Here is a 21815-nt window from a genome sequence, read left to right on the forward strand (position 1 = left end):
CCACTGATACAGAAGGTTTTTATGAACACTCAAGCAAAGCAGAAAGTCGCGGTGGCCGTGGTCGCCGCGTTGGCCGTCGGCGTGCTGCTGTACCTGGCGATGCCGGGCCTGTTCGGCAAGCGTACCCAGCAGAGCACCAACGATGCTTATGTCTCGGCGGATTTCACCCTGGTCGTGCCGCGGGTCGCCGGGTTTATCAAGCAAGTGCTGGTCGAGGACAACCAGCAGGTCAGGGCCGGGCAGTTGCTGGCGCTGATCGATGACCGGGATTTGCGCGCCGCCGCCGAGGCCGCCGACGCCGAAACGCTGGTGGCCAGGGCGCAACTGCAAAACGCCCGGGCGACCCTCGAGCGCCAGACGTCGGTGATTGCCCAGGCGCAATCCTCGGTGGTCTCGGCCAAGGCGGAAATGGCCTTTGCCGGGCATGAGTTGAACCGCTACAACCACCTCGCCGGGGTAGGCGCCGGCACGGTGCAAAATGCGCAACAGGCGCAAACGCGCATCGACCAGGCCGCCGCGCGGCTGGCCAACGCCACGGCAGTGCTGGCGGCGGAACGCAAGCAGGTGGAGATTCTCACGGCCCAGCGCGATGCGGCCGAAGGCGGCCTGAAACGGGTGCAAGCGAAGCTGGAAATGGCCAGCTACGAGTTGTCTTACACGCGGATCGTCGCACCTCAGGACGGCATGGTCGGCGAACGCGCGGTGCGGGTCGGCGCCTACGTCACTCCGGGCAGTAAAATCCTCGCGGTGGTGCCGCTGGCGCAGGCTTATGTGATGGCCAATTTCCAGGAAACCCAACTGACGGATGTACAGCCGGGTCAGGCTGTGCAAGTGCGCGTCGACAGTCTGGGTGGCGCGGCATTGAACGGTCGTGTCGAAAGCATTGCACCGGCTACCGGGGTGACGTTCGCCGCGGTCAAACCGGACAACGCCACCGGCAACTTCACCAAGGTGGTGCAGCGGATTCCGGTGAAGATCGTGCTGGAGCCGGGGCAGTCGCTGGCCGAGCGCTTGCGGGTAGGGATGTCGGTGGAGGCGAGTATTGATACCGCAAGTGATGTCTCGCGTGAGGTGACTCAGCGATGAAAACCTGTGTTGACGGTGCGGACGCCATCGCGAGCAAGCTCGCTCCCACAAGGGTTATGCGCGATGTACAAGATTTTCGTATCACAGAAAGTCCATTGTGGGAGCGAGCGTGCTCGCGAAGGGGCCAACTGTCGCAACTTACCTTGAGTGCCGTGCTCGCAATGAGCCTCAGCGGCTGTACCGTAGGCCCCGATTTCAAAAAGCCCGAAGCCACCGAAATCACCGAATGGTCGAAACCATCAAAGGCAGCCGCCAGCCAGGCCGTCGCCGAAACAATGGCCGAGCGCTGGTGGGAAGTGTTCCACGACTCGAAACTCTCGGCCCTGAGCCAGCGCGCCCTGACCGACAACCTCGATCTGAAGCTGGCCAGCAGCCGCTTGCAGCAAAGTCGCGCCGTGCGTCAGGTCATCACCGCCGAGCGCTATCCCAACACGACCGCCAGCGGCCGTTACGGACGCAACCGTAACAGTGGTGAAGGCCTGAACGACCCGTCAGGACACAACGGCCAATCCGCCTTCAACCTGTGGGATGCCGGCTTTTCCGCCTCCTGGGAGCTGGATTTCTGGGGGCGCGTGCGGCGGGAAACCGAAGCCGCCAATGCCAACCTGGAAGCCGCCGAGAACGACCGGCGCAGCGTGCTGCTATCGGTGCTGGCCGAAACCGCCCAGGACTACATTCAATTACGTGGTGTGCAGAACACCCGGCTTGTCACCGAACAGAATCTCGACGTTGCCCGTCATAGCCTGAAGCTCTCGCAACTGCGCCTGGCCGACGGTGTCGCGACGGATCTGGACGTCGCCGAAGCCGCCGCGCAGGTAGCGGCCATCGAATCGCGTCTGCCCACACTGGAGCAGCGCCAGTGGCAACTGATCAATGCCTTGAGCCTGTTGATGGGCGAACCGCCCCAGGCATTGGCGACGGAGTTATCCACAGATGCACCAGTGCCACAAACGCCGAGGCAGGTCGCCATTGGCTTGCCCTCGCAACTGGCTGAACGCCGGCCGGACATTCGCCAGGCCGAAGCACGGCTGCATGCCGCCACGGCCAGCATTGGCGTGGCCAAGGGCGATTTCTATCCGCGCATCACCCTGTCGGGGAACATTGGTTCCCAGGCCATGCAACTGAGCGATTTCGGCTCCTGGGGTTCGCGCTCGTTCGGGATCGGTCCGCAATTGAGCTTGCCGTTGTTCGACGGCGGCCGCTTGCGCGGCGTGCTCGAATTACGTGAAGCACAACAACAGGAAGCCGCTATCGCCTATCAGCAAACCGTGCTGCGCGCCTGGCATGAAATCGATGACCAACTGACCGCCTACAACGCCAGCCAGTTGCGTCGCGACAGCCTGGCCGAAGCCGTGCGCCAGAACCGCATTGCTCTGGACACCGCGCAACAGCAGTACGTCGAGGGCGTGGTGGATTTCGTCAGCGTACTCACCGTGCAAGGGGCGTTGCTGGCGACGCAGGAGCAGTGGGTCGAGAGTTCGGCCGGCGTGTCGCTGGCGGCCGTCGGGTTGTACAAGGCGTTGGGTGGCGGTTGGGAGTCGGTGTATTCCGTGGCGCAGACGACGCTGCGCTGACGGTGCCACCGCCGGCTATCGCTCCATTACCGGGTCAGCATCGACGATGCTCGGCTTGAAGGGCTAAAGTGATGCGCAAACAATCTGGCTCTTCACTCAGCGTTACAAGGGGAGGCAATGGAGGCGCGCAGAGAAACGCCGATGGGCGACACTCAGGGACCGCACGCCAATCCTGGTTTCGCCAGGGGCGCGCAACTGTTGATCCGCTGGACGCGGGAGCATTGGCTGGTGCCGATTCTGGTGTTGGCCGCGCTGGTGCGCTTTTACGATCTCACTGCCGCCGCGATTTGGGGCGACGAGGGTTCCAGCCTGCTGCTGGCCCGTTATTCGATACCTGATATCTGGTTGCATGCTGCCTTCGATGTCCACCCGCCGCTGTACTTCATGTTGCTGCACGGCTGGATCGCGATGTTTGGCGACGGCATCTTTTCAATCCGCTGTCTCAGCGCCCTGCCGGGGATTGCCTCGGTCGGACTTGGTGTGTGGCTGGTCGATCGGCTCGCCACCCGCCGTGCCGCGATACTGGCCGGTTTCCTGTTGGCCCTGCTTCCCACGGCGGTGCGATATAGCCAGGAAGTGAGAATGTATTCGCTGCTGGGGCTATGGTTGCTGGGGGCAACCATAGCGCTGGTGTACTGGATCCGCAGGCCCCAGCGTCGGCGCTACCTGGTGATCTACGTCGTGCTGATGAGCGCGGCCTTTTACACCCATTACTTCACAGCCCTTTGCGTGCTGTGCCATTGGCTGTACCTGGGGATCATCCGTGTGCAGCCGGGGCATCGCCTGCAGCACATCCAGCGCAGTGACTGGTGGCTGGCCAACGTGGCTATCGTGGCGCTGTATCTGCCTTGGCTGCCGGGGTTTGTCGAGCTGCTACGTCATGTGGATCAACTCAAGGCCAATGGCGATGTCGGCTGGGAGTTGCCTGTCAGCCTGGATTCTTTACCGTCGATGATCTGGTCGATACTGACCCAGGACGACGGCGAAACCCTGCCCTCGCTGGTATTTATCGCCTTGCCGCTGGCCCTGCCTGTGTTGGTGTGGGTGGCGCTGGCACGTGATCGAAGCGTGTCCCGCGGCAGTGCGTTGCTCGCGGTCTACACCTTTGTCCCGATGCTGCTGGTGTTTGCGGTGTCGTTTTTTTCGCCGATATTCATCGAACGCTACCTCACCGCGTATGCCCTTGGCCTGCCGCTGTTGGCAGCATTGGCAATCGACCGCTTGTACTCCGGTTCCCGGGTACTGGCCCTGACGGTGCTGGTGCTGTTTGTCGGTGTTGAACTGGTGGGCCTGAAAAACAACGCGACGGTGGACGTCCATGATCAGGTCAATGTCCTGGTGGAAGACGTCAACCTGCATTTTCAGCCGGGTGACCGGATCGTCACCAGTGACATGCTCTGGTACTTGAGTTACGTCTACTACAACCGCACCAATACCCAGCCCCTGCTGTACACCCCGGCACGGGCCGATGGCACTTCGAGCCGGCCGAACGACTATGGTTTCGGTACCTTGACCACGCCAGACGTGTATCTGGACCACTTGAGTGATTTGTCCAGGGGCACGGGGCGAGTCTGGCTGATCGGCACCGCCGACGTACCTGACGAGTTCGCACCGTTGCCGGCGCAATGGCAGATCGCTCGTCAGATGAAGGCCGGTGGTGTTGTCGCGAGGTTGTACCTGTCCGGCAATACCGGGCAATGAGTGGCGTCATCGCAACCTTCAAGGTTTCGACGACAAGTCCGCCATGCCCTTGAGCAACTCGATCGGCAGTGGAAAGACGATGGTCGAGCTCTTGTCGCCGGCAATCGAACTCAGGGTCTGCATGTAGCGCAGCTGCATGGCCCCCGGTTGGCGGCCAAGCATTTCGGCGGCCTGCATGAGTTTTTCCGAGGCCTGCAATTCGCCCTCGGCGTGGATCACTTTGGCTCGCCGCTCCCGTTCAGCTTCGGCCTGCTTGGCGATGGCGCGGATCATCGATTCGTTGAGGTCCACGTGTTTGATCTCGACGTTGGCAACCTTGATGCCCCAGGCGTCGGTCTGGGCGTCGAGTACTTGCTGGATGTCCAGGTTCAACCGTTCGCGCTCGGCCAGCAGCTCGTCCAGTTCGTGTTTACCCAGCACCGCCCGCAGCATGGTTTGCGCCAACTGGCTGGTGGCGGCGAGGAAGTCCTCGACCTGGATGATTGCTTTCTGCGGATCGAGCACGCGGAAATACAGCACCGCATTGACCTTGACCGACACGTTGTCGCGGGTGATCACGTCTTGCGGCGGAACGTCCAGCACCACGGTCCGCAAATCGACCCTGACCATTTGCTGGACGGCTGGAATCAGCAGGATCAGACCAGGGCCCTTGACCTGCCAGAAACGCCCGAGCTGGAACACCACGCCGCGCTCGTACTCGCGCAGGATGCGAAACGTCGACCCCGCCAGTGCGATGAGCAACAGCAGGAGCGCGACAAGACCTAATTGCAAACCCATGACTATTCTCCACCCGGCGCCGCGTCAGCCGCGGCCACTTGCAGCAGCAAACCCTTGCGCCCCACCACCCGCACCCGTTGCCCGGGCTGCAGCGGTGTCGCGCTGAGCACTTGCCATCGTTCTCCTTGCAGATGCACCCAGCCACCATAGGCATTGCCGATCTGCAATGAGGTCACCGCCGTCTCGCTGCCGAGCAGCCCGGCATCACCGCTGACGATGTGTCGCGGTCGGGTTTTCAGGGCGTGAAACACCAGGTAACTCAGTAGCAGCGCGCTGACCATTGCCAGGCCGATCATCAATGGCACGGGCACTTCGGTATTGGACAGGATCACCGCACCGATCACGAACATCACGATGCCGCCCAGGCCGATCACACCGTAATTGGGCAGGGTCGCCTCAGCGACCAGAAACGCGAGGCCGAAGGTGATCAACCAGATCCCGAGGGGGTTGGGCACCAGCAATACAACCGTGTCGGCGGCCCAGGTCGATCCGCTCAACGCCAACAGCAGCGCAACGGCACAACAGCGCATGTTCACTTGACCCTCCGAGAGAGTCTTGGGGTGGCTCTGTAGACAGTCTAGTTGAGCCTTGGTCGGTATGAATTTTGCTCAATTATCGTCGACATCCGATGGGCGGATTTCCCGCTGGAACACGTCATCGGGCCTAGACTTTCAGTACCGAAAGAATTGTTAACCAGCGTCCGCCAGCGGTTGTTGCGGACACCGAGGTGCATCATGCGTATGGCAAGAACCGTGCAGCGAAGCCTGGAAAAGGCTCAATGCAACTACGACATCGTCAGCCACCCACACTCGGCCAGCAGCCTCGAAACGGCACGGCTCGCAGGTATTCCTGCCGAACGGGTGGCAAAATCGGTGATCCTCGACGATCACCATGGGCATTACCTGATGGCCGTGCTGCCCGCCAGCCGTCATCTTGATCTGAGCAAAGTCCGCAGTAGCGGTGAGTGGCAGGTGTCTCGCGAAAGCAACCTGGCGCATCTGTTCGACGATTGCGAACGCGGCGCCGTACCGGCGCTGGGTGAGTCCTATGGTTTGGAGGTGGTGATCGATCCACTGCTGACCCGGCAGAAAGACATCTATCTGGAGGCCGGCAACCACGTCAACCTGGTGCGCATGGACATGCCCGAGTTCCTGAAAATGGTGCCGCATGCCGAGGTGCGGGAGTTGAGTCATTGAGTTTTGTTTCGTCAATGCTGACGTCTTCGCGAGCAGGCTCGCTCCCACAGGTTTTGTGATCGACACAGATCCTTGTGGGAGCGAGCTTGCTCGCGATTGACCGCGCAGCGGTCTCTAAATCGGTTCACTGGAGTTCGTCATGGAAAGCCCAACCCACAACCTTCCATCCCTGTTCAAACAACTCGGCCTGCCGGACGACGCCGAAAGTATCGACAAATTCATCGCCTCCCATTCACCGCTCAAGCCGGAGCTGCAACTGGCGGATGCGTTCTTCTGGAACAAGAGCCAGGCGGACTTCCTGCGGGACGAAATTCTCGAGGACGCGGATTGGGCCGAAGTGATCGATCAGCTGGATGTGCTGCTGAGGAAGGGGCGGGGGGTGTAAAAAACTGATAGGCGGTGCTCAACCGAGGTTGCTCTGATTACAATAACTGACCAGAATTAAGACCTTATTTGAGGTCTTAATTATGCAAAGTGTTTTGGCTGATATGGCTGTCAGCGTGTCTGAACTAAAGAAAAACCCCTCTGCCGTTTTGAATGGCGCCCATGGAGGGCCCGTCGCAGTGCTCAATCACAATCGCGTTATGGGCTACATGGTTCCTGCCGATGTGTTCGAAGCCATGATGGAACGCCTTGATGATTTGGAGTTGGCGGAAATCGTGCGTTCTCGTCGTCATGAAACGCCGATCCCGGTAACGCTGGATGACTTATAAGCTCGAATTTCTGCCGTCTGCACGCAAGGAATGGGACAAGCTGGGGCACACGTTGCGTGAACAATTCAAAAAGAAGTTGGCAGAGCGGCTTGAACTGCCTCGAGTCCCTTGCGACTCATTCCATGGCATGCCCGACTGTTACAAAATCAAGTTGAAGTCATCGGGATATCGACTCGTCTACGAGGTGATAGATGAGCGCGTCGTCGTTTCTGTCGTCGCAGTAGGGAAGCGCGAACGCAGTGAAGTGTATGAGCGTGCCAAGAAACGTTGATCGCTCTCGACAGGTCTCTATTACGTATTTGTTTCAAAACTTGACGGAAAATCCTCTCCAATGCATATTGATAGTTAGCAAACTAACAGTGTGTGTTTTCCCTCGTGCCGAATAACCTCGACGTTCTCCAGATGAACATCAGCAGTGCCATGGTGGTGGCCGCCAGGCATTGGCGCAAAATCTGCCAGACCACGCTGGTCAACTACGGAATCTCCGAAGCCTGCGCCGTTCCGCTGTTGATGATCGGGCGTCTGGGCGAGGGTGTGCGCCAGGTGACGGTGGCCCAGGCGGCAGGGATGGAGAGCCCGTCGCTGGTACGCCTGCTCGATCAACTGTGCCATGCCGGTTACGTCTGCCGCACCGAAGATGCACAGGATCGCCGCGCCAAATGCCTGAGCCTGACCGCTACCGGTCGGGAGCTGGTGCAGGCGGTCGAAGTGGAACTGGTGCGCTTGCGCCACGAAGTCCTTGAAGGCATTGCCCCGAGTGATCTGGAGGCTACGCTGCGGGTACTGAGAGCTTTTGAAGCGGCCACGCCGCCATCGGTGGCCAACTCTTGAACGGATTCTTCTCTGGCATGCCCCCGGCGCGGGACTGGTTCTACGGAGTCCGCACCTTCGCTGCATCGATGATCGCGTTGTACATCGCCCTGCTCATGCAAATGCCGCGTCCGTACTGGGCGATGGCCACGGTGTACATCGTTTCCAGCCCGTTTCTCGGGCCTACCAGTTCCAAGGCATTGTACCGGGCGGTCGGCACCTTTATCGGCGCCGCGGCGGCGGTGCTGTTCGTGCCGATGTTCGTGCAGAGCCCTTACGTGCTGGTGGTGGTGATTGCGCTGTGGACCGGCACGCTGCTGTTTCTGTCCCTGCATTTGCGCACCGCCAACAACTACGCCTTGATGCTCGCCGGTTATACCCTGCCGTTGATCGCCCTGCCGGTGGTGAACAACCCGTTGGGCGTGTGGGACGTGGCTGAAGCACGGACCGAAGAAATCTTTCTCGGCATCGTCGTGGCGGCGGTGGTCGGTGCCATGTTCTGGCCGCGGCGTCTGGCGCCGGTGTTCAATGATTCGGTGGGCAAATGGTTTGTCGATGCATCGACCTACAGCCTGCGCTTCCTCAGCCGCAACGTGCAGCCTGAAGAAGTCAGTGCATTGCGCGCATCGATGGTCGCCACGTTCAACTCTCTGGAGTTGATGATCGGTCAGTTGCCCCACGAAGGCTCGCGTGCGCAGACGGTGCGCAACACCAAGGAGTTGCGTGGGCGGATGATTCACCTGCTGCCAGTGATCGATGCCCTCGACGACGCGCTTTACGCACTGGAACGACGCACCCCGGAGCTTGTGGACAAGTTCGCGCCGTTGCTGGCCGCCACCACCGAATGGCTCGAACACAAGGATTCCGATCTCGACCGCTGGCAAGCCCTGAAGGATCGACTCGAGGCCCTGCAACCTGCTCCCGAAGCGCTGGACGATCGCAAGCAACTGCTGTTCTCCAACGCCATTTACCGCCTCGGCGAGTGGATCGATTTGTGGCAGGACTGTCGCAGCCTGCAATACGCCATCCAGTGCGAAAGCCAGGAAAGCTGGCGCGCGGTGTATCGGCACTGGCGGCTGGGACGGCTGACACCGTTTCTGGACCGCGGCCTGATGTTCTATTCCGCCGCATCGACCGTTACGGCGATCATTGTCGCCTCGGTATTGTGGATTCTGCTCGGCTGGACCGATGGTGGCAGCGCAGTGATCCTGGCGGCGGTGGCGTGCAGCTTCTTCGCCTCGATGGACGACCCGGCGCCGCAGATTTACCGATTCTTTTTCTGGACGGCGATGTCAGTGGTGTTCGCCAGCCTGTATCTGTTTCTGGTGCTGCCCAACCTGCATGACTTTGCGATGCTGGTGCTGGCGTTTGCCGTGCCGTTCATTTGCGTCGGCACCCTGACGGTCAAGCCGCAGTTCTACCTGGGCATGCTGCTGACCCTGGTCAACACCTCGTCCTTCATCAGCATTCAAGGCGCTTACGACGCGGACTTCCTCAGTTTCGCCAACTCCAACCTGGCAGGGCCCATGGGGCTGCTGTTCGCGTTCGTCTGGACCCTGATCGCCCGGCCGTTCGGTGCTGAGCTGGCAGCCAAGCGCCTGACCCGTTTCAGTTGGCGTGACATTGTCGGCCTCTCCGAGCCGGCCACGTTGTCCGAGCACCGACTTCTGGGCATTCGGATGCTCGATCGGCTGATGCAGCATCTGCCGCGCCTGGCCATGACCGGCCAGGACTCCGGCGTGGCGCTGCGGGAAGTGCGGGTGGCGCTGAATCTGTTGGACCTGCTCGCTTATACGCCGCGGGTCCTCGGTGTACCGCAGGTGCTGTTGCACCAGGTGGTGGCTGAGGTTGGCGAGTACTTCAAGGCCTGTCTCAAGGCCGGTGAACGCTTGCCGGCACCGAGCCCGTTGTTGATGACCCTCGATCGCACCCGTCGCGCCCTCAGCGGTGCCGGCGATGACGAAACCCGTCGGCATTTGCTGCACGCCTTGAGCGGCCTGCGCCTGGCCTTGTTGCCAGGCGTCGAATTCGTCGGCGCCGCCGAGCCCGAAGAACCGCTTCCCCATGGCATTGATGGAGCGCCTCTATGATCGGTGACCTGGATGTCAGCGGGGTGTTCCTGCCCACACTGCTGGTGCTGATGGGCATTACGTATGTGTTGTACCTGTTGGTGCACGGGGTGCTGACGCGCCTGCACTTTTACCGTCTGGTCTGGCACCGGGCATTGTTCAACGTGGCCCTCTACGCCCTGCTGCTCGGCGCCGTGGACTCACTCAGTCGATACCTGATGACATGAAAAAACCGTTTCTTACCCTGGGTCGCGTGGTGTTGACCCTGCTGATCGTGAGTTTCGCCGTTGTCGTGGTCTGGCGCATGGTCATGTATTACATGTTCGCGCCCTGGACCCGCGACGGGCACATCCGTGCCGACATCGTGCAAATCGCCCCGGACGTTTCCGGTCTGATCCAGCAAGTGGAGGTGCGCGACAACCAGTTGGTCAAGCGCGGCCAGGTCCTGTTCAGCATCGATCCAGACCGCTTCAAACTGGCGCTGCGCCAGGCAAAAGCGTCCGTCGCCGATCGCGAAGAAACCCTGGCCCAGGCCCAACGCGAGGCCAAGCGAAACAAGGGGCTCGGCAATCTGGTGCCGGGTGAGCAACTGGAAGAAAGCCAGTCGAAAGTGGCCCGCGCCCAAGTGGCCTTGATGGAAGCCCAGGTGGCAGTGGACAGCGCCCAGCTCAACCTCGACCGCTCGGTGATCCGCAGCCCCGTGGACGGCTACGTCAACGACCGCGCGCCACGGGCCCAGGAGTTCGTCAGCGCCGGGCGAGCGGTGTTGTCGGTGGTCGACAGCAACTCGTTCCATATCGATGGCTACTTCGAAGAAACCAAACTGAATGGCATCCACATCGGCCAGAACGTCGACATCCGGGTGATCGGCGACAATGCGCGCCTGCGCGGACATGTGCAGAGCATCGTTGCCGGTATCGAAGATCGCGACCGCACCAGCGGCAACAACCTGCTGCCCAACGTCAACCCGGCATTCAGCTGGGTGCGGTTGGCCCAGCGGATTCCGGTGCGGATCGCCTTCGATGACGTGCCGGAAGATTTCCGCATGATTGCCGGGCGTACCGCCACGGTATCGATCATCGACGATCAGAAGCGGGAGCCGGCGCAATGAGCAAGGCCTCGGGTTTGGCGGTCGCCGGATTGGGCTTGCTGCTGTCGGCATGTCAAATGGTCGGGCCGGATTATCATTTGCCCGAAGAGGCGGCTGTCCATCGTTCAGACTTGCAGGGCGATCTGGCGGTCGACGGCAAAACAGTGATGTCTGCGCCGGTGCCGGCCGATTGGTGGCGTTTGTATCAGGACCCGCGACTCGATCAGTTGGTGCAGCAGGCCATGGCCTCCAACACCGATTTGCGCGTGGCGGCGGCCAGCTTGTCGCGCTCTCGCGCTCAGGTTGATGAGGCGCAAGCGGCGGGCGGCTGGAGCGGCGGCGTACAGATGGGCGCCCAGCGCTTGCAGGAGTCCGGCCAGGCCTTCCTGATCCCGGAAAAAGTGCCGGTGGCCAACATTGGCGATATCGGCATCAGCGCGTCGTACCAGTTCGACCTGTTCGGCACCTTGCAACGCGGCATCGAAGCGGCCAAGGCCAATGCTGATGCGACACAGGCCGCCGCCGATACGGCACGCATCACCGTGGTGGCCGACGTGGTTCGGGCGTACACCCAGGTGTGCGCGGCCAATGAAGAGCGGGAAATTGCCCAGCACTCCCTCGACCTGCAAGCCCAGAGCACGACGCTGATCCAGCGTCTGCGCGATGCCGGACGTGGTGACGAAACCCAGGTCACCCGTTCGCAAACCCAATTCAAATCCCTGCGCGCCGACATGCCGCGCTATGAAGCCGCGCGGCAGGCCGGGCTGTACCGCTTGTCGATGTTGCTGGCCAAACCGGTGGATCAACTGCCAGCCGGCACCGCCACCTGCGACGAACTGCCAAAAATCGCGCAATTGATTCCGGTGGGCGATGGCGCCGCATTGCTCAAGCGTCGCCCGGATGTGCGGCAGGCCGAACGTCGGCTGGCGGCCGCGACGGCCGGTATTGGCGTCGCCACGGGTGAGCTGTACCCGAATATCAGCATCGGCGCGACCATCGGTACCGTCGGTATCCTGGACGATCTCGGCGATCCGTCCACCAACCGCTGGGGCTTCGGCCCGTCGCTGAGCTGGAAGGTGCCGACCAACGGCGCCCGGGCGCGGATCCGCGAAGCCGAAGCGGTGACCCAGGCGACGCTGGCGCATTTCGATGGGGTGGTGCTCAATGCCATTCGCGAAACCCAGACCAGCCTCGCCCAGTACAGCGCATTGCTGCAACGCCGCGACGCTCTGGCCGATGCCGAGCAATCGGCGAAACTGGCGGCCGACCAGACCCATCGTTTTTTCCAGGCTGGCCGAGAGTCTTTCCTGGCTGACCTGCAGGCCACCCGCACCTACACCGACGTCACGGCGCAACTGGCGGCCGCGAACACCCAGGTTGCCGCGAGCCAGATCGATTTGTTCCTCGCACTGGGTGGCGGTTGGGAAAGCGGACGAACGCAAGCGTCGAACTCCGGCAAACCCTGAGGCCGTTGCTATGCTTTGAAGTGTTGGAGGGGCGCCTTGTGCAGAGTGCCCTTTCTTCGCTCAAGGCTCGCGCAGGTCAGGGGGAAACCAAGAATGAAAAACCCTTATGCTCTCGGCTTCTGGTGCGCCATCGTGGCATTGGTGCTGCTGTCGGCCACCTATTTCTACGGCATCATGCTGGCCCACCAGATCGACAAGGCACTGGCGTTCCTCGACAGTGCCGTCGCGCTGATTGCGGTGATGTCCATTGCGGTGGTGGCCTGGGCCTCGGTCCAGAATCAACGCATCAAGAAAAGACAGCTCGAACAAGGCAAGACCCTGGTCCTGATCTGGGACACCAAGGTGGCGTTGCGTCGTGTCGAAACAGTGTTCGACCGTTATTTCTGGGGCAGTTACTGGCAACCGGGGCGCACGTTTCAGGAAGTCATGGGCGAATTGACCGGCACGCCGCTGGAAAAAAGCCTCGAGAGCCTGAAAAAACAATGCCTGGCGCTGGACCGGCAGGTGGCTGACGACGGTCGGCACTGGCTCAGCAATGCCCGGGAACTGGCCGATGTCGCCACGGCCATGGCCCGCGAACGTTATCAACTGGACGTCTGCGACCCGCGTACGGAAGTGACGGGCGGGGCGGTCATCAACCGCGACTTCGAAGTGCTGGTGTACACCTGGACTGCGCGGCTCAAAAGCTTTGATCATCAGCTGGATGAGATCGAGGTCCAGTATTCCTGATTCTGTGTTGGCAAGGCTGGCGCCTTCGCTGGCAAGCCAGCTCCTACGGTACAAGGTGATCCCTATAGGAGCTGGCTTGCCAGCGAAGGCGTCAGAACATCCACCGAAACGCTCAGCCCTTATATGACTGTCCACGAGACACTCTTTCACCTTTAATCATTGGGCCGTTCGTCGCGCCCGATGCTAATCTGCATGCCACTTTCAGCGCAGTCGAGCCGCAACCTGTCATGGGTTCAGGGAAGACGACCTCGCTTTCAACAACGGACATTGAACGGGTCATACATGAATAAATCAGCAGGCGTTCTACTGGGAATCGTTGTCGCAATCGGTGCCGTCAGCGCAGGCGGAGCCTGGTTCACCGGCACCAGGATCGAAGGCGTGTTGAACACCTCGATTGCCAATGCCAACAAGGAATTACAGGCGGCCATGGTCGGCTCCAACGGCACCGCGTCGCTGGAACTGGTGTCGCTGGAGCGTCATGTATTGAGCAGCACCGCGCACTACCGCCTCAAGGGCGAAGGCGAAATGTTCGGCGAAGCGCCGGTCGAGTTGCTGTTTGTCGATCACATCGAACACGGCCCGTTGCCGCTTTCGCGTCTGATGTCGCTGAAGTGGTTGCCAGTCCTGGCGACCAATCACTACGAACTGGAAAAGACCCCGTCTACCGAAAAGTGGTTCGCCGCCGCCAAGGACAAATCCCCGCTGACCGGCGTGGTCAACATCGGCTATGACAACGCGACCAATGGCACCTTCGAGTTGCAGCCGCTGGAAATGGCGCTGGATGACAAGTCGAGCATGAAGTTCTCCGGCTTGAGCATGGACGTCGATGCCAGCGCCCAGGCGCAGAAGGTCAAGGCCAAAGGCTACATGGACAGCCTGAAACTGACCACCGTGTCCGAAGACCAGGCACCGGTGCAGGTTGAATTGAACGGCCTGACCCTGGCCAGCAACCTGACAAAAAGTACCTACGGTTTCTACACCGGCGAAAACGTCCTTGAACTGGCCAGCGGAAAATCGACTTTTGGCGTCAAGCAGTCGGTGCTGGACTTCAAGAAATTCGAGATGAAGAACCTGACCGAAGAAATGGGCAGCAACGCCTCCGGGCGTGCCGATTACAAGGTCGGCGAAGTGTCCCTGAATGGCAAGACCATCGGCTCCGGTGCGCTGACCATGAGCCTGAAGAACCTCGATATTCCGGCGAGCCTGTCGTTGATGCAGATTTACCAGAGCAAACTGCAGCCGTATGAGCGGGTGGCAGCCGAAGCGACGGCGGCCGGTCTGCCGGCGCCGGAGCTGAATCTGACCGAAACCGAAGAAGCACTGCTCAAGTCCAGTCTGGAAAAACTGCTGGCGGCCGGTCCGCAAGTGGCCCTGGAAAATCTATCGTTCAACACCGCCAATGGTGAGAGCCGCGCCAATATGGTGCTCGACCTGACCAAGCCGCAAGCCATCGATCTGCCGACCGAGCAACTGGTCAGGCAGCTGATTGCGCTGCTGGACTTCAAACTGCAAGTGTCCAAGCCCATGCTGGTCGATGTGCTTACCGTGCAATCGCAAATCGACGGTCAGACCGACGCCAAGCTGATTGCCGATCAGGCCACCGCCACCGCAGACATGTTCAGCAGCATGGCGGTCGGCAGCCAACTGGCAAAACTGGACGGCAACAACATCGTCACCAACTTGCATTACGCCAACAATCAGGTGGACTTCAACGGCCAGAAAATGACCGTCGAAGAGTTTGCCGGTTTTGTCATGAGCAAGTTCCAGGGTGCTGGCGCCACCGAGTAACGGCGACCGTGTAACCCGGCAACGCCCGGCCTGTGCATCGCGCAGGCGCCGGGCGTTTTGCTGTCCGCTACGGAACGTCACGGATCAGTCGCCATGCCTCTTCCCATGGCAGCGTTTGTTTCATCCGCTCGGCGAGCATCGCCATGGCCCGGTCCATCTCGCAGGCGACCGCCGCCGACACCACACCATTTTTTCCGAACAGGCCTATGAAGGGCGGATCGTAAGGGTCGCCCTTGAACTCGACCTCGTCCCAGGCCTCGGCGCGCCCGAGGTAGTCGTAGGTTTTGCCGAAATGCCAGGTCCAGAAAAACGGCACGTCGAGGTAATGCTCATCACCACCCAGCATATTCGCTGCGGCGATCCGCGCTTGCTGCTGGGCCAGTCGCCAGTGTTCGATGCGCAGGTATTGGTTGTTCAGTGGGAACGTGGCGATATCGCCAGCCGCCCAGAGGCCGTCGGCCACGCGCATTGTGCCGTCGACACGCAGCGAGTGATCCTGCTCTTTCACCAGCCCGGTGAAGGCGGCGGTGGCGGGCGTGACGCCAATGCCGACCAGCACCAGATCGGCCGGCAAGCGTTGGCCGTTGTCCAGGCGCACGGCTTCGACCTTGTCCGTTCCTTCGATCTGTGCCGCATTGCCCCGGGTATGAAACACGACGCCATTGGCTTCATGCCGCGCGCGAATGGCCTTGCCGACCGTTTCTCCGAACTGTTTGGCAAACGGCACTTCGTGGTGGGCCAGTACGGTCACGTGCAGGCCAAGCTGGCGCAGGGACGAGGCGGACTCCATGGCAATGAAACTGTCGCCGATGATCACGACCCGCTGGCCGGCGCTGGCGCTGTCCAGAATCTGCTGTGCATGGGCTTTGGAGCGTAAAACGAACACCTGCGGCAGGTCGGCGCCGGGCAGCGTCAGCGGGTTGGGTACACCGCCGGTGGCCAGTAGCGCGGCGTCGTATGTCAGTGACTGGCCGTCAGTCAGCCGCAGCGTCCGGTTTGGCGCATCCAGGCTTGCCACTTCGCCTCGCAGACGCTCGATCCGCTGCTCGCGGTAAAAGTCCTCGTCACGCAGCGGCGGGACTTCGTGCAGCGGCATCTCCCCGGCGATCACGTATTTGCTCAGCGCAGTGCGGTCGTATCCGGCGTCGGCCTCGCGATCGATCAACAATAACCGACCGCCGAAACCTTTCTCGCGCAACGCCGCTGCTGCCGCCGTACCTGCCGCGCCAGCGCCGATGATAACGAAAGTCCTTGAATCGTCGGCCGGTGGCGTATGGGCGTCCGACAACGGTTGGTCGCCGACCCAGATGTCGCCATCACGGATTTCGAGGGGGTAGCGCTTGAGGCTGTCCAGGGCTGGCGGCTCACACAGCCCGCCATCCTCGATCCGAAACTGCGCCTTGTGCCACGGACAGGTCAGGCGCCCGTTGCATACTGCGCCGTCAGCCAGCGGGGCCCCGGCATGAGGGCATTCGGCCTGATAAGCGCGCAGTTGCTCACCGGCCCGCAACAGCAGAATCCTGCTGTCCTGGACTTGCACTTCCAGACCCCGGTCTTCGGGTACATTGGCGATACGCGCAACGTGATGCAGAGTCATGATCGCTCTCCAGACAGACGTTTCACTTATGAGTCTGGTACTTATCGCGAGGTTCAGCCAATTGCCCCTGCCACGGCGTGAACGGTCCGGCTATAGTTTGCACGCCGACGACGGCCCAACACGCACAAGGTGCTCCGGTATGCCCCGATTGACCTCAATGAACCCTTGGCTCGCGGCCTTGGCAGTCGCCCTTTGCGTGCAGTTCCCGGCGCAGGCACAGGAACGCTTCACCCTGAACATTCCCGGTGTCTCCGATGACCGTCTGTTCACCTCGGTCGCCGCCAGTGATGCCGCCGGCTGCGGTGGGCACAACATTTCCCCGGCGTTGAACTGGAACACAGGCCCGGCCGCCACCCAAAGCTACGCCATCGTCATGCACGACCCGGACGGCCAGAAAGGCCAGGGCGTCGATCACTGGGTGCATTACGGCATCAAGGCCGCTACCCACCAGATCCCGGCCGGTGCCGGGACCAAGCCCGGCCTCGAAGGCTTCGGCGGTACCAACAGCAAAAACACCACCGGCTACATCGGCCCCTGCCCACCCGTTGGCGACAGCGCGCACCACTACATCATCCAGATCTACGCCCTGGATCTGGCCCCGGACGCCTTGCCCGCCGGCCTGACCCGTGCGCAGCTGCTGGAAAAAATCAAAGGCCACGTCCTGAGAAACAGCAGCGTGGTGCGACGCTATCACCGCTAACCGTCTTCAGGAATAAACTGAAGTGCGCAGTGCTCGGGGAATTTGGCATCCCGACCCGAAAGCGCGCACTATCAGGCCATAGCCGATGCGTTGGAGGATGCCGTGGCAAAAAAAATCGACCGCATCGCCCAAATGCTCAACTGCCCGCAAAAGGGTGAAGAACTGCGGCGAGCGATTACCGAGAGTCGCAAGGACTTTCTGCTGAACCAGCCGGAAGAAGACATAGTTGAAGACGACGACCTTGAAGAGGAGTTTTTCGAGGACGACGAGGACGATGATGAGTACGACGAGTTCGACTGGACGACAGAATGATAAAAACCGCTTCGGCGGTTTTTTTGTGAGCCAGGGCAGCACCGGTCGGAGATTCGTTGACCCTCATGCCGGGAATGGAACACTATAAGGTACTTTTTTTCGTACCTTTGGAGCCGTCATGGAACAGCTACTTGCAAGCCGTTCGGTCAGCATCACCGAGCTCAAGCGCAGCCCGAGCACGGTGATCGAGCAAGCGGGTTCCGAGCCTGTTGCCGTGCTCAACCACAATCGTCCTGCCGCCTATCTTTTACCGCACGCGGCCTATCAACAGCTGCTGGATCGGCTACAGGCTGCCGAACTTCGTGAAGCCATTGCAGCCAGCCGCAACGATCCGCGTCCGGCCATTGCTGCCGATACAGTGTTTGCCGAGCTTGATGCGCTGATTGATGAGGTAGCAGCCGAGCAAAACCGTCCATGAGGCAACTGCTTTTCTCCGCATTGGCACGGGACGATCTGCTGCAAGTCGCTCGTTTTATCGCCCGAGACAACCCGGAACGGGCCCGGACGTTTGTGGGCGAGCTACGCACGCAGTGCACACGATTGATCGATCAACCGAACCTGGGTGTTTCAAGAGACGATTGCGCCAAGGGATTGCGAATGCTTGCCCATGGTCGATATCTGGTTTTCTACTGTTTGATGGACGACGGGATCAAGGTCGAACGTGTGCTGCATAGCGCGAGAGACATCGCCCGGCTGTTTGAAAAAAACAGCATTGATCATTAGGCGCCAAGCCTTCAAACACCCACAAAAAAGCCCCAGACCCAACGGCCTGAGGCTTTCTCGCTACAACGTATGGTGCACCAGGCGGGATTCGAACCCACGACCCCTGCCTTCGGAGGGCAGTACTCTATCCAGCTGAGCTACTGGTGCAGCGGGCGCCATGATACGCATATGCGCTGCGGGCGTCCATGCTGCTGAATCGCCTGCGTTTTTTTAAAGCTGTAACGCGCGTTTGCTACGTTGATCAGAAAAAATAGGCAAAAGCGTCGTTTTCGTTCTTTTTTTCGAACAGGCTATTGTCCTTTACCCCCTTTGATCCTAGGATTCGTTTGAGATTTCAAACGCTCATATCTGGGTGCTGAACCGCGCGATTTGAATCAGTGCGCTATTTATGTGCTTCAGCCCGGTGAATGATTTCCCTGACGGCAGCCTATCGAGGCGCCTTTCAACAATCATAATTTGCTCCGCATTCATTGCGGTGCTGTTAAGGAAAGCCGACATGCAGCTTAAAGACACCCAGTTGTTCCGCCAGCAAGCCTTTATCGATGGCGCGTGGGTTGATGCGGACAATGGTCAGACGATCAAGGTCAACAACCCGGCAACGGGCGAAATTCTGGGCACCGTGCCGAAAATGGGCGCTGCCGAAACCCGCCGTGCGATCGAAGCTGCCGACAAGGCGCTGCCGGCCTGGCGTGCACTGACCGCCAAAGAGCGTGCGACCAAGCTGCGTCGCTGGTTCGAGCTGATCATCGAGAACCAGGATGACCTGGCTCGCCTGATGACCCTGGAGCAAGGCAAGCCGTTGGCCGAAGCCAAGGGCGAAATCGTTTACGCCGCTTCCTTCATCGAGTGGTTCGCCGAAGAAGCCAAGCGTATCTACGGTGATGTGATTCCGGGCCACCAGCCAGACAAGCGCCTGATCGTGATCAAGCAGCCGATCGGCGTGACCGCTGCCATCACCCCGTGGAACTTCCCGGCTGCAATGATCACCCGTAAAGCCGGCCCGGCCCTGGCCGCCGGCTGCACCATGGTGCTCAAGCCTGCTTCGCAGACTCCTTTCTCCGCCTTCGCCCTGGCTGAACTGGCCCAGCGTGCGGGCATCCCGGCTGGCGTGTTCAGCGTGGTTTCCGGCAGCGCCGGCGACATCGGTAGCGAGCTGACCAGCAACCCGATCGTGCGCAAGCTGTCCTTCACCGGTTCGACCGAAATCGGTCGTCAACTGATGTCGGAATGCGCCAAGGACATCAAGAAAGTGTCCCTGGAACTGGGCGGCAACGCGCCATTCATCGTGTTCGACGACGCGGACCTGGATAAGGCCGTCGAAGGCGCGATCATTTCCAAGTATCGCAACAACGGTCAGACCTGCGTCTGCGCCAACCGCCTGTACATTCAGGACTCGGTCTACGACGCGTTCGCCGAGAAGCTCAAGGCCGCTGTGGCCAAGCTCAAGATTGGTAACGGTCTGGAAGTCGGCACCACCACTGGCCCGCTGATCGACGAAAAAGCCGTGGCCAAGGTGCAAGAGCACATTGCCGACGCCGTTTCCAAAGGCGCCACCGTGCTGTCCGGCGGCAAGTCGATGGAAGGCAACTTCTTCGAGCCGACCATCCTGACCAACGTGCCGAACAACGCGGCCGTGGCCAAGGAAGAAACCTTCGGCCCACTGGCTCCACTGTTCCGCTTCAAAGACGAAGCCGATGTGATCGCGATGTCCAACGACACCGAGTTCGGTCTGGCCTCGTACTTCTATGCTCGCGACCTGGGTCGTGTGTTCCGTGTGGCTGAAGCCCTGGAATACGGCATGGTCGGCGTCAATACCGGGTTGATCTCCAACGAAGTCGCGCCGTTCGGCGGCATCAAGGCCTCGGGCCTGGGCCGTGAAGGCTCCAAGTACGGCATCGAAGATTATCTGGAAATCAAATACCTCTGCCTGGGCATCTAAGCCAGTAAGAGCATTGCTTCAAGCGCAAAGGGCACGAGAGCGCTGTCCCTTTGCGCCGCTTCAAACCGGAATTTTCTCGGTGGCCGGGAACGCTGTGGCAGTCGATCATCGCATGCTGCCGCCGTTGCTTCCCGTCGCTTTATCCTTGAACCACGCCGCCCGATGAGCGGTGAATGAGGACTGTATGAGCAAGACTAACGCTGATTTGATGGCCCGCCGTACCGCTGCTGTTCCACGTGGTGTTGGCCAGATTCACCCGATCTTCGCCGATTCCGCGAAGAACGCGACCGTAACCGACGTTGAAGGTCGTGAATTCATCGATTTCGCCGGCGGTATCGCTGTGCTGAACACCGGCCACCTGCACCCGAAAGTCATCGCCGCCGTGACCGAACAGCTGAACAAGCTGACCCACACCTGCTTCCAGGTACTGGCCTACGAGCCGTACGTGGAAGTGTGCGAAAAAATCAACGCCAGGGTGCCAGGCGATTTCGCCAAGAAAACCCTGCTGGTGACCACCGGCTCCGAAGCCGTGGAAAACTCCATCAAGATCGCCCGTGCCGCCACTGGCCGTGCCGGCGTGATCGCGTTCACCGGCGCTTACCACGGTCGCACCATGATGACCCTGGGCCTGACCGGTAAAGTCGTGCCTTACTCGGCCGGCATGGGCCTGATGCCAGGCGGCATCTTCCGCGCGCTGTACCCGAACGAACTGCACGGTGTGAGCATCGACGATTCGATCGCTTCCATCGAACGCATCTTCAAGAACGACGCCGAGCCGAAAGACATCGCCGCGATCATCATCGAACCGGTTCAGGGCGAAGGCGGTTTCTACGTCGCTCCGAAAGAGTTCATGAAGCGTCTGCGCGCCCTGTGCGACCAGCACGGCATCCTGCTGATCGCTGACGAAGTACAGACTGGCGCAGGCCGTACCGGCACCTTCTTCGCCATGGAACAGATGGGCGTTGCCGCCGACCTGACCACCTTCGCCAAATCCATTGCTGGCGGCTTCCCGCTGGCCGGTGTGTGCGGCAAGGCCGAATACATGGACGCCATCGCTCCAGGCGGCCTGGGCGGCACCTACGCCGGTAGCCCGATCGCTTGCGCCGCGGCCCTGGCCGTGATGGAAGTGTTCGAGGAAGAGCACCTGCTGGACCGCTGCAAGGCTGTTGGCGAGCGTCTGGTTACCGGTCTGAAGGCCATCCAGGCCAAGTACCCGGTGATTGGTGAAGTCCGCGCCCTGGGCGCGATGATCGCGGTCGAGCTGTTCGAAAACGGCGACAGCCACAAGCCGAACGCTGCAGCTGTGGCGTCCGTTGTGGCCAAGGCTCGCGACAAGGGTCTGATCCTGCTGTCCTGCGGCACCTACGGCAACGTTCTGCGCGTCCTGGTACCGCTGACCTCGCCGGACGAGCAACTGGACAAAGGTCTGGCGATCATCGAAGAGTGCTTCTCCGAGCTCTGATCACCCAGTGTGACCTGATCCACAAAAAACCCGCTTCGGCGGGTTTTTTCATGGCTCTTGAAACGCATCCCGCGCATTAGCGC

The 21815-nt window shown here is 60.7% G+C and carries 23 protein-coding genes and 1 tRNA gene; 20 read left to right on the forward strand and 4 right to left on the reverse strand.

Going from position 1 to position 21815, the window contains the following annotated elements; genetic code table 11:
• The first annotated feature begins 21 nt into the window (after positions 1–21).
• From KGA81_RS26755 to KGA81_RS26765, 3 genes are all read left to right on the forward strand, one after another.
• A complete protein-coding gene (locus KGA81_RS26755; protein WP_223550088.1) occupies positions 22–1086 on the forward strand; it encodes an HlyD family secretion protein in 1065 nt (354 codons plus the stop codon).
• Positions 1083–2660, forward strand: a complete 1578-nt coding sequence (locus tag KGA81_RS26760) for an efflux transporter outer membrane subunit (protein WP_223550090.1) — start codon at positions 1083–1085, stop codon at positions 2658–2660. Before KGA81_RS26755 ends, KGA81_RS26760 begins: the two co-directional genes overlap by 4 nt.
• Before the next feature lie 117 nt (positions 2661–2777).
• Entirely contained in the window at positions 2778–4361 is a 1584-nt protein-coding gene (locus tag KGA81_RS26765) for a glycosyltransferase family 39 protein (RefSeq protein ID WP_223550093.1), read from the forward strand.
• Between the two features lie 18 nt (positions 4362–4379).
• On the opposite strand, the gene KGA81_RS26770 is transcribed toward KGA81_RS26765, so the two are convergent.
• A complete protein-coding gene (locus KGA81_RS26770; protein WP_223550095.1) occupies positions 4380–5138 on the reverse strand; it encodes a slipin family protein in 759 nt (252 codons plus the stop codon).
• A 2-nt stretch (positions 5139–5140) separates the two neighbouring features.
• A complete protein-coding gene (locus KGA81_RS26775) occupies positions 5141–5674 on the reverse strand; it encodes an NfeD family protein (RefSeq protein WP_223550097.1) in 534 nt (177 codons plus the stop codon).
• 198 nt (positions 5675–5872) lie between these two features.
• Here KGA81_RS26775 and KGA81_RS26780 point away from each other — a divergent pair, with 198 nt between their 5' ends.
• From KGA81_RS26780 to KGA81_RS26830, 11 genes are all read left to right on the forward strand, one after another.
• A complete protein-coding gene (locus KGA81_RS26780; protein WP_223550099.1) occupies positions 5873–6334 on the forward strand; it encodes an aminoacyl-tRNA deacylase in 462 nt (153 codons plus the stop codon).
• A 139-nt stretch (positions 6335–6473) separates the two neighbouring features.
• The gene (locus tag KGA81_RS26785) at positions 6474–6719 is read left to right on the forward strand and encodes a DUF2789 domain-containing protein (RefSeq protein WP_223550101.1); all 246 of its coding nucleotides are present in this window, start codon (positions 6474–6476) and stop codon (positions 6717–6719) included.
• A gap of 82 nt (positions 6720–6801) precedes the next feature.
• Positions 6802–7047, forward strand: coding sequence for a type II toxin-antitoxin system prevent-host-death family antitoxin (locus tag KGA81_RS26790; protein ID WP_046040690.1), 246 nt, complete (start codon positions 6802–6804; stop codon positions 7045–7047).
• Positions 7037–7318 (forward strand): type II toxin-antitoxin system RelE family toxin, encoded by a 282-nt coding sequence (locus KGA81_RS26795; RefSeq protein WP_223550103.1) that lies wholly within the window; start codon positions 7037–7039, stop codon positions 7316–7318. Before KGA81_RS26790 ends, KGA81_RS26795 begins: the two co-directional genes overlap by 11 nt.
• 131 nt (positions 7319–7449) lie before the next feature.
• Entirely contained in the window at positions 7450–7878 is a 429-nt protein-coding gene (locus KGA81_RS26800) for a MarR family winged helix-turn-helix transcriptional regulator (protein WP_223550105.1), read from the forward strand.
• Positions 7875–9947, forward strand: a complete 2073-nt coding sequence (locus KGA81_RS26805) for an FUSC family protein (protein WP_223550107.1) — start codon at positions 7875–7877, stop codon at positions 9945–9947. Before KGA81_RS26800 ends, KGA81_RS26805 begins: the two co-directional genes overlap by 4 nt.
• Positions 9944–10153 (forward strand): DUF1656 domain-containing protein, encoded by a 210-nt coding sequence (locus KGA81_RS26810; protein WP_007975639.1) that lies wholly within the window; start codon positions 9944–9946, stop codon positions 10151–10153. The genes KGA81_RS26805 and KGA81_RS26810 overlap by 4 nt, the downstream gene beginning before the upstream one ends.
• Entirely contained in the window at positions 10150–11037 is an 888-nt protein-coding gene (locus KGA81_RS26815) for an HlyD family secretion protein (RefSeq protein WP_223550109.1), read from the forward strand. Before KGA81_RS26810 ends, KGA81_RS26815 begins: the two co-directional genes overlap by 4 nt.
• Entirely contained in the window at positions 11034–12482 is a 1449-nt protein-coding gene (locus tag KGA81_RS26820) for an efflux transporter outer membrane subunit (protein WP_223550111.1), read from the forward strand. The genes KGA81_RS26815 and KGA81_RS26820 overlap by 4 nt, the downstream gene beginning before the upstream one ends.
• Positions 12483–12575: 93 nt before the next feature.
• Positions 12576–13211: an NADH:ubiquinone oxidoreductase subunit N gene (locus tag KGA81_RS26825; protein WP_223550113.1), complete on the forward strand. Its 636-nt coding sequence runs from the start codon at positions 12576–12578 to the stop codon at positions 13209–13211.
• 282 nt (positions 13212–13493) lie between these two features.
• Positions 13494–14999, forward strand: a complete 1506-nt coding sequence (locus tag KGA81_RS26830) for a YdgA family protein (protein ID WP_223550115.1) — start codon at positions 13494–13496, stop codon at positions 14997–14999.
• A 67-nt stretch (positions 15000–15066) separates the two neighbouring features.
• Here KGA81_RS26830 and KGA81_RS26835 read toward each other — a convergent pair whose 3' ends face one another.
• Positions 15067–16596 (reverse strand): FAD-dependent oxidoreductase, encoded by a 1530-nt coding sequence (locus KGA81_RS26835; protein ID WP_223550117.1) that lies wholly within the window; start codon positions 16594–16596, stop codon positions 15067–15069.
• A 139-nt stretch (positions 16597–16735) separates the two neighbouring features.
• Between KGA81_RS26835 and KGA81_RS26840 the strand changes: the two genes are divergently transcribed.
• From KGA81_RS26840 to KGA81_RS26855, 4 genes are all read left to right on the forward strand, one after another.
• Positions 16736–17296, forward strand: a complete 561-nt coding sequence (locus KGA81_RS26840; RefSeq protein ID WP_223550119.1) for a YbhB/YbcL family Raf kinase inhibitor-like protein — start codon at positions 16736–16738, stop codon at positions 17294–17296.
• A 42-nt stretch (positions 17297–17338) separates the two neighbouring features.
• Complete coding sequence (locus tag KGA81_RS26845; RefSeq protein WP_223550121.1) at positions 17339–17608, forward strand: hypothetical protein; 270 nt, start codon at positions 17339–17341, stop codon at positions 17606–17608.
• Between the two features lie 118 nt (positions 17609–17726).
• Positions 17727–18026, forward strand: a complete 300-nt coding sequence (locus KGA81_RS26850; RefSeq protein ID WP_223550123.1) for a type II toxin-antitoxin system prevent-host-death family antitoxin — start codon at positions 17727–17729, stop codon at positions 18024–18026.
• Positions 18023–18331, forward strand: coding sequence for a type II toxin-antitoxin system RelE/ParE family toxin (locus tag KGA81_RS26855; RefSeq protein WP_223550125.1), 309 nt, complete (start codon positions 18023–18025; stop codon positions 18329–18331). The genes KGA81_RS26850 and KGA81_RS26855 overlap by 4 nt, the downstream gene beginning before the upstream one ends.
• A 70-nt stretch (positions 18332–18401) precedes the next feature.
• On the opposite strand, the gene KGA81_RS26860 is transcribed toward KGA81_RS26855, so the two are convergent.
• Positions 18402–18478, reverse strand: a tRNA-Arg gene (locus KGA81_RS26860).
• Positions 18479–18827: 349 nt separating this feature from the next.
• Between KGA81_RS26860 and gabD the strand changes: the two genes are divergently transcribed.
• Together gabD and gabT are read left to right on the forward strand one after the other, a co-directional pair.
• Complete coding sequence (gene gabD, locus KGA81_RS26865; protein WP_223550127.1) at positions 18828–20270, forward strand: NADP-dependent succinate-semialdehyde dehydrogenase; 1443 nt, start codon at positions 18828–18830, stop codon at positions 20268–20270.
• 184 nt (positions 20271–20454) lie between these two features.
• On the forward strand, positions 20455–21732 hold the full coding sequence (gene gabT, locus KGA81_RS26870) for a 4-aminobutyrate--2-oxoglutarate transaminase (protein WP_223550129.1): 1278 nt from the start codon (positions 20455–20457) through the stop codon (positions 21730–21732).
• Positions 21733–21815: the final 83 nt, after the last annotated feature.

This window comes from Pseudomonas sp. A-B-19 (assembly GCF_019947515.1).
GTDB lineage: Bacteria > Pseudomonadota > Gammaproteobacteria > Pseudomonadales > Pseudomonadaceae > Aquipseudomonas.

Bases quoted from the DNA above. Each gene is read 5' to 3' on its own strand.
- KGA81_RS26755 (WP_223550088.1), top strand. From the start codon at position 22: ATGAACACTCAAGCAAAGCAGAAAGTCGCGGTGGCCGTGGTCGCCGCG.
- KGA81_RS26760 (WP_223550090.1), top strand. From the start codon at position 1,083: ATGAAAACCTGTGTTGACGGTGCGGACGCCATCGCGAGCAAGCTCGCT.
- KGA81_RS26765 (WP_223550093.1), top strand. From the start codon at position 2,778: ATGGAGGCGCGCAGAGAAACGCCGATGGGCGACACTCAGGGACCGCAC.
- KGA81_RS26770 (WP_223550095.1), bottom strand. From the start codon at position 5,138: ATGGGTTTGCAATTAGGTCTTGTCGCGCTCCTGCTGTTGCTCATCGCA.
- KGA81_RS26780 (WP_223550099.1), top strand. From the start codon at position 5,873: ATGCGTATGGCAAGAACCGTGCAGCGAAGCCTGGAAAAGGCTCAATGC.
- KGA81_RS26785 (WP_223550101.1), top strand. From the start codon at position 6,474: ATGGAAAGCCCAACCCACAACCTTCCATCCCTGTTCAAACAACTCGGC.
- KGA81_RS26790 (WP_046040690.1), top strand. From the start codon at position 6,802: ATGCAAAGTGTTTTGGCTGATATGGCTGTCAGCGTGTCTGAACTAAAG.
- KGA81_RS26795 (WP_223550103.1), top strand. From the start codon at position 7,037: ATGACTTATAAGCTCGAATTTCTGCCGTCTGCACGCAAGGAATGGGAC.
- KGA81_RS26800 (WP_223550105.1), top strand. From the start codon at position 7,450: ATGAACATCAGCAGTGCCATGGTGGTGGCCGCCAGGCATTGGCGCAAA.
- KGA81_RS26810 (WP_007975639.1), top strand. From the start codon at position 9,944: ATGATCGGTGACCTGGATGTCAGCGGGGTGTTCCTGCCCACACTGCTG.
- KGA81_RS26815 (WP_223550109.1), top strand. From the start codon at position 10,150: ATGAAAAAACCGTTTCTTACCCTGGGTCGCGTGGTGTTGACCCTGCTG.
- KGA81_RS26820 (WP_223550111.1), top strand. From the start codon at position 11,034: ATGAGCAAGGCCTCGGGTTTGGCGGTCGCCGGATTGGGCTTGCTGCTG.
- KGA81_RS26825 (WP_223550113.1), top strand. From the start codon at position 12,576: ATGAAAAACCCTTATGCTCTCGGCTTCTGGTGCGCCATCGTGGCATTG.
- KGA81_RS26830 (WP_223550115.1), top strand. From the start codon at position 13,494: ATGAATAAATCAGCAGGCGTTCTACTGGGAATCGTTGTCGCAATCGGT.
- KGA81_RS26835 (WP_223550117.1), bottom strand. From the start codon at position 16,596: ATGACTCTGCATCACGTTGCGCGTATCGCCAATGTACCCGAAGACCGG.
- KGA81_RS26840 (WP_223550119.1), top strand. From the start codon at position 16,736: ATGCCCCGATTGACCTCAATGAACCCTTGGCTCGCGGCCTTGGCAGTC.
- KGA81_RS26850 (WP_223550123.1), top strand. From the start codon at position 17,727: ATGGAACAGCTACTTGCAAGCCGTTCGGTCAGCATCACCGAGCTCAAG.
- KGA81_RS26855 (WP_223550125.1), top strand. From the start codon at position 18,023: ATGAGGCAACTGCTTTTCTCCGCATTGGCACGGGACGATCTGCTGCAA.
- gabD (WP_223550127.1), top strand. From the start codon at position 18,828: ATGCAGCTTAAAGACACCCAGTTGTTCCGCCAGCAAGCCTTTATCGAT.
- gabT (WP_223550129.1), top strand. From the start codon at position 20,455: ATGAGCAAGACTAACGCTGATTTGATGGCCCGCCGTACCGCTGCTGTT.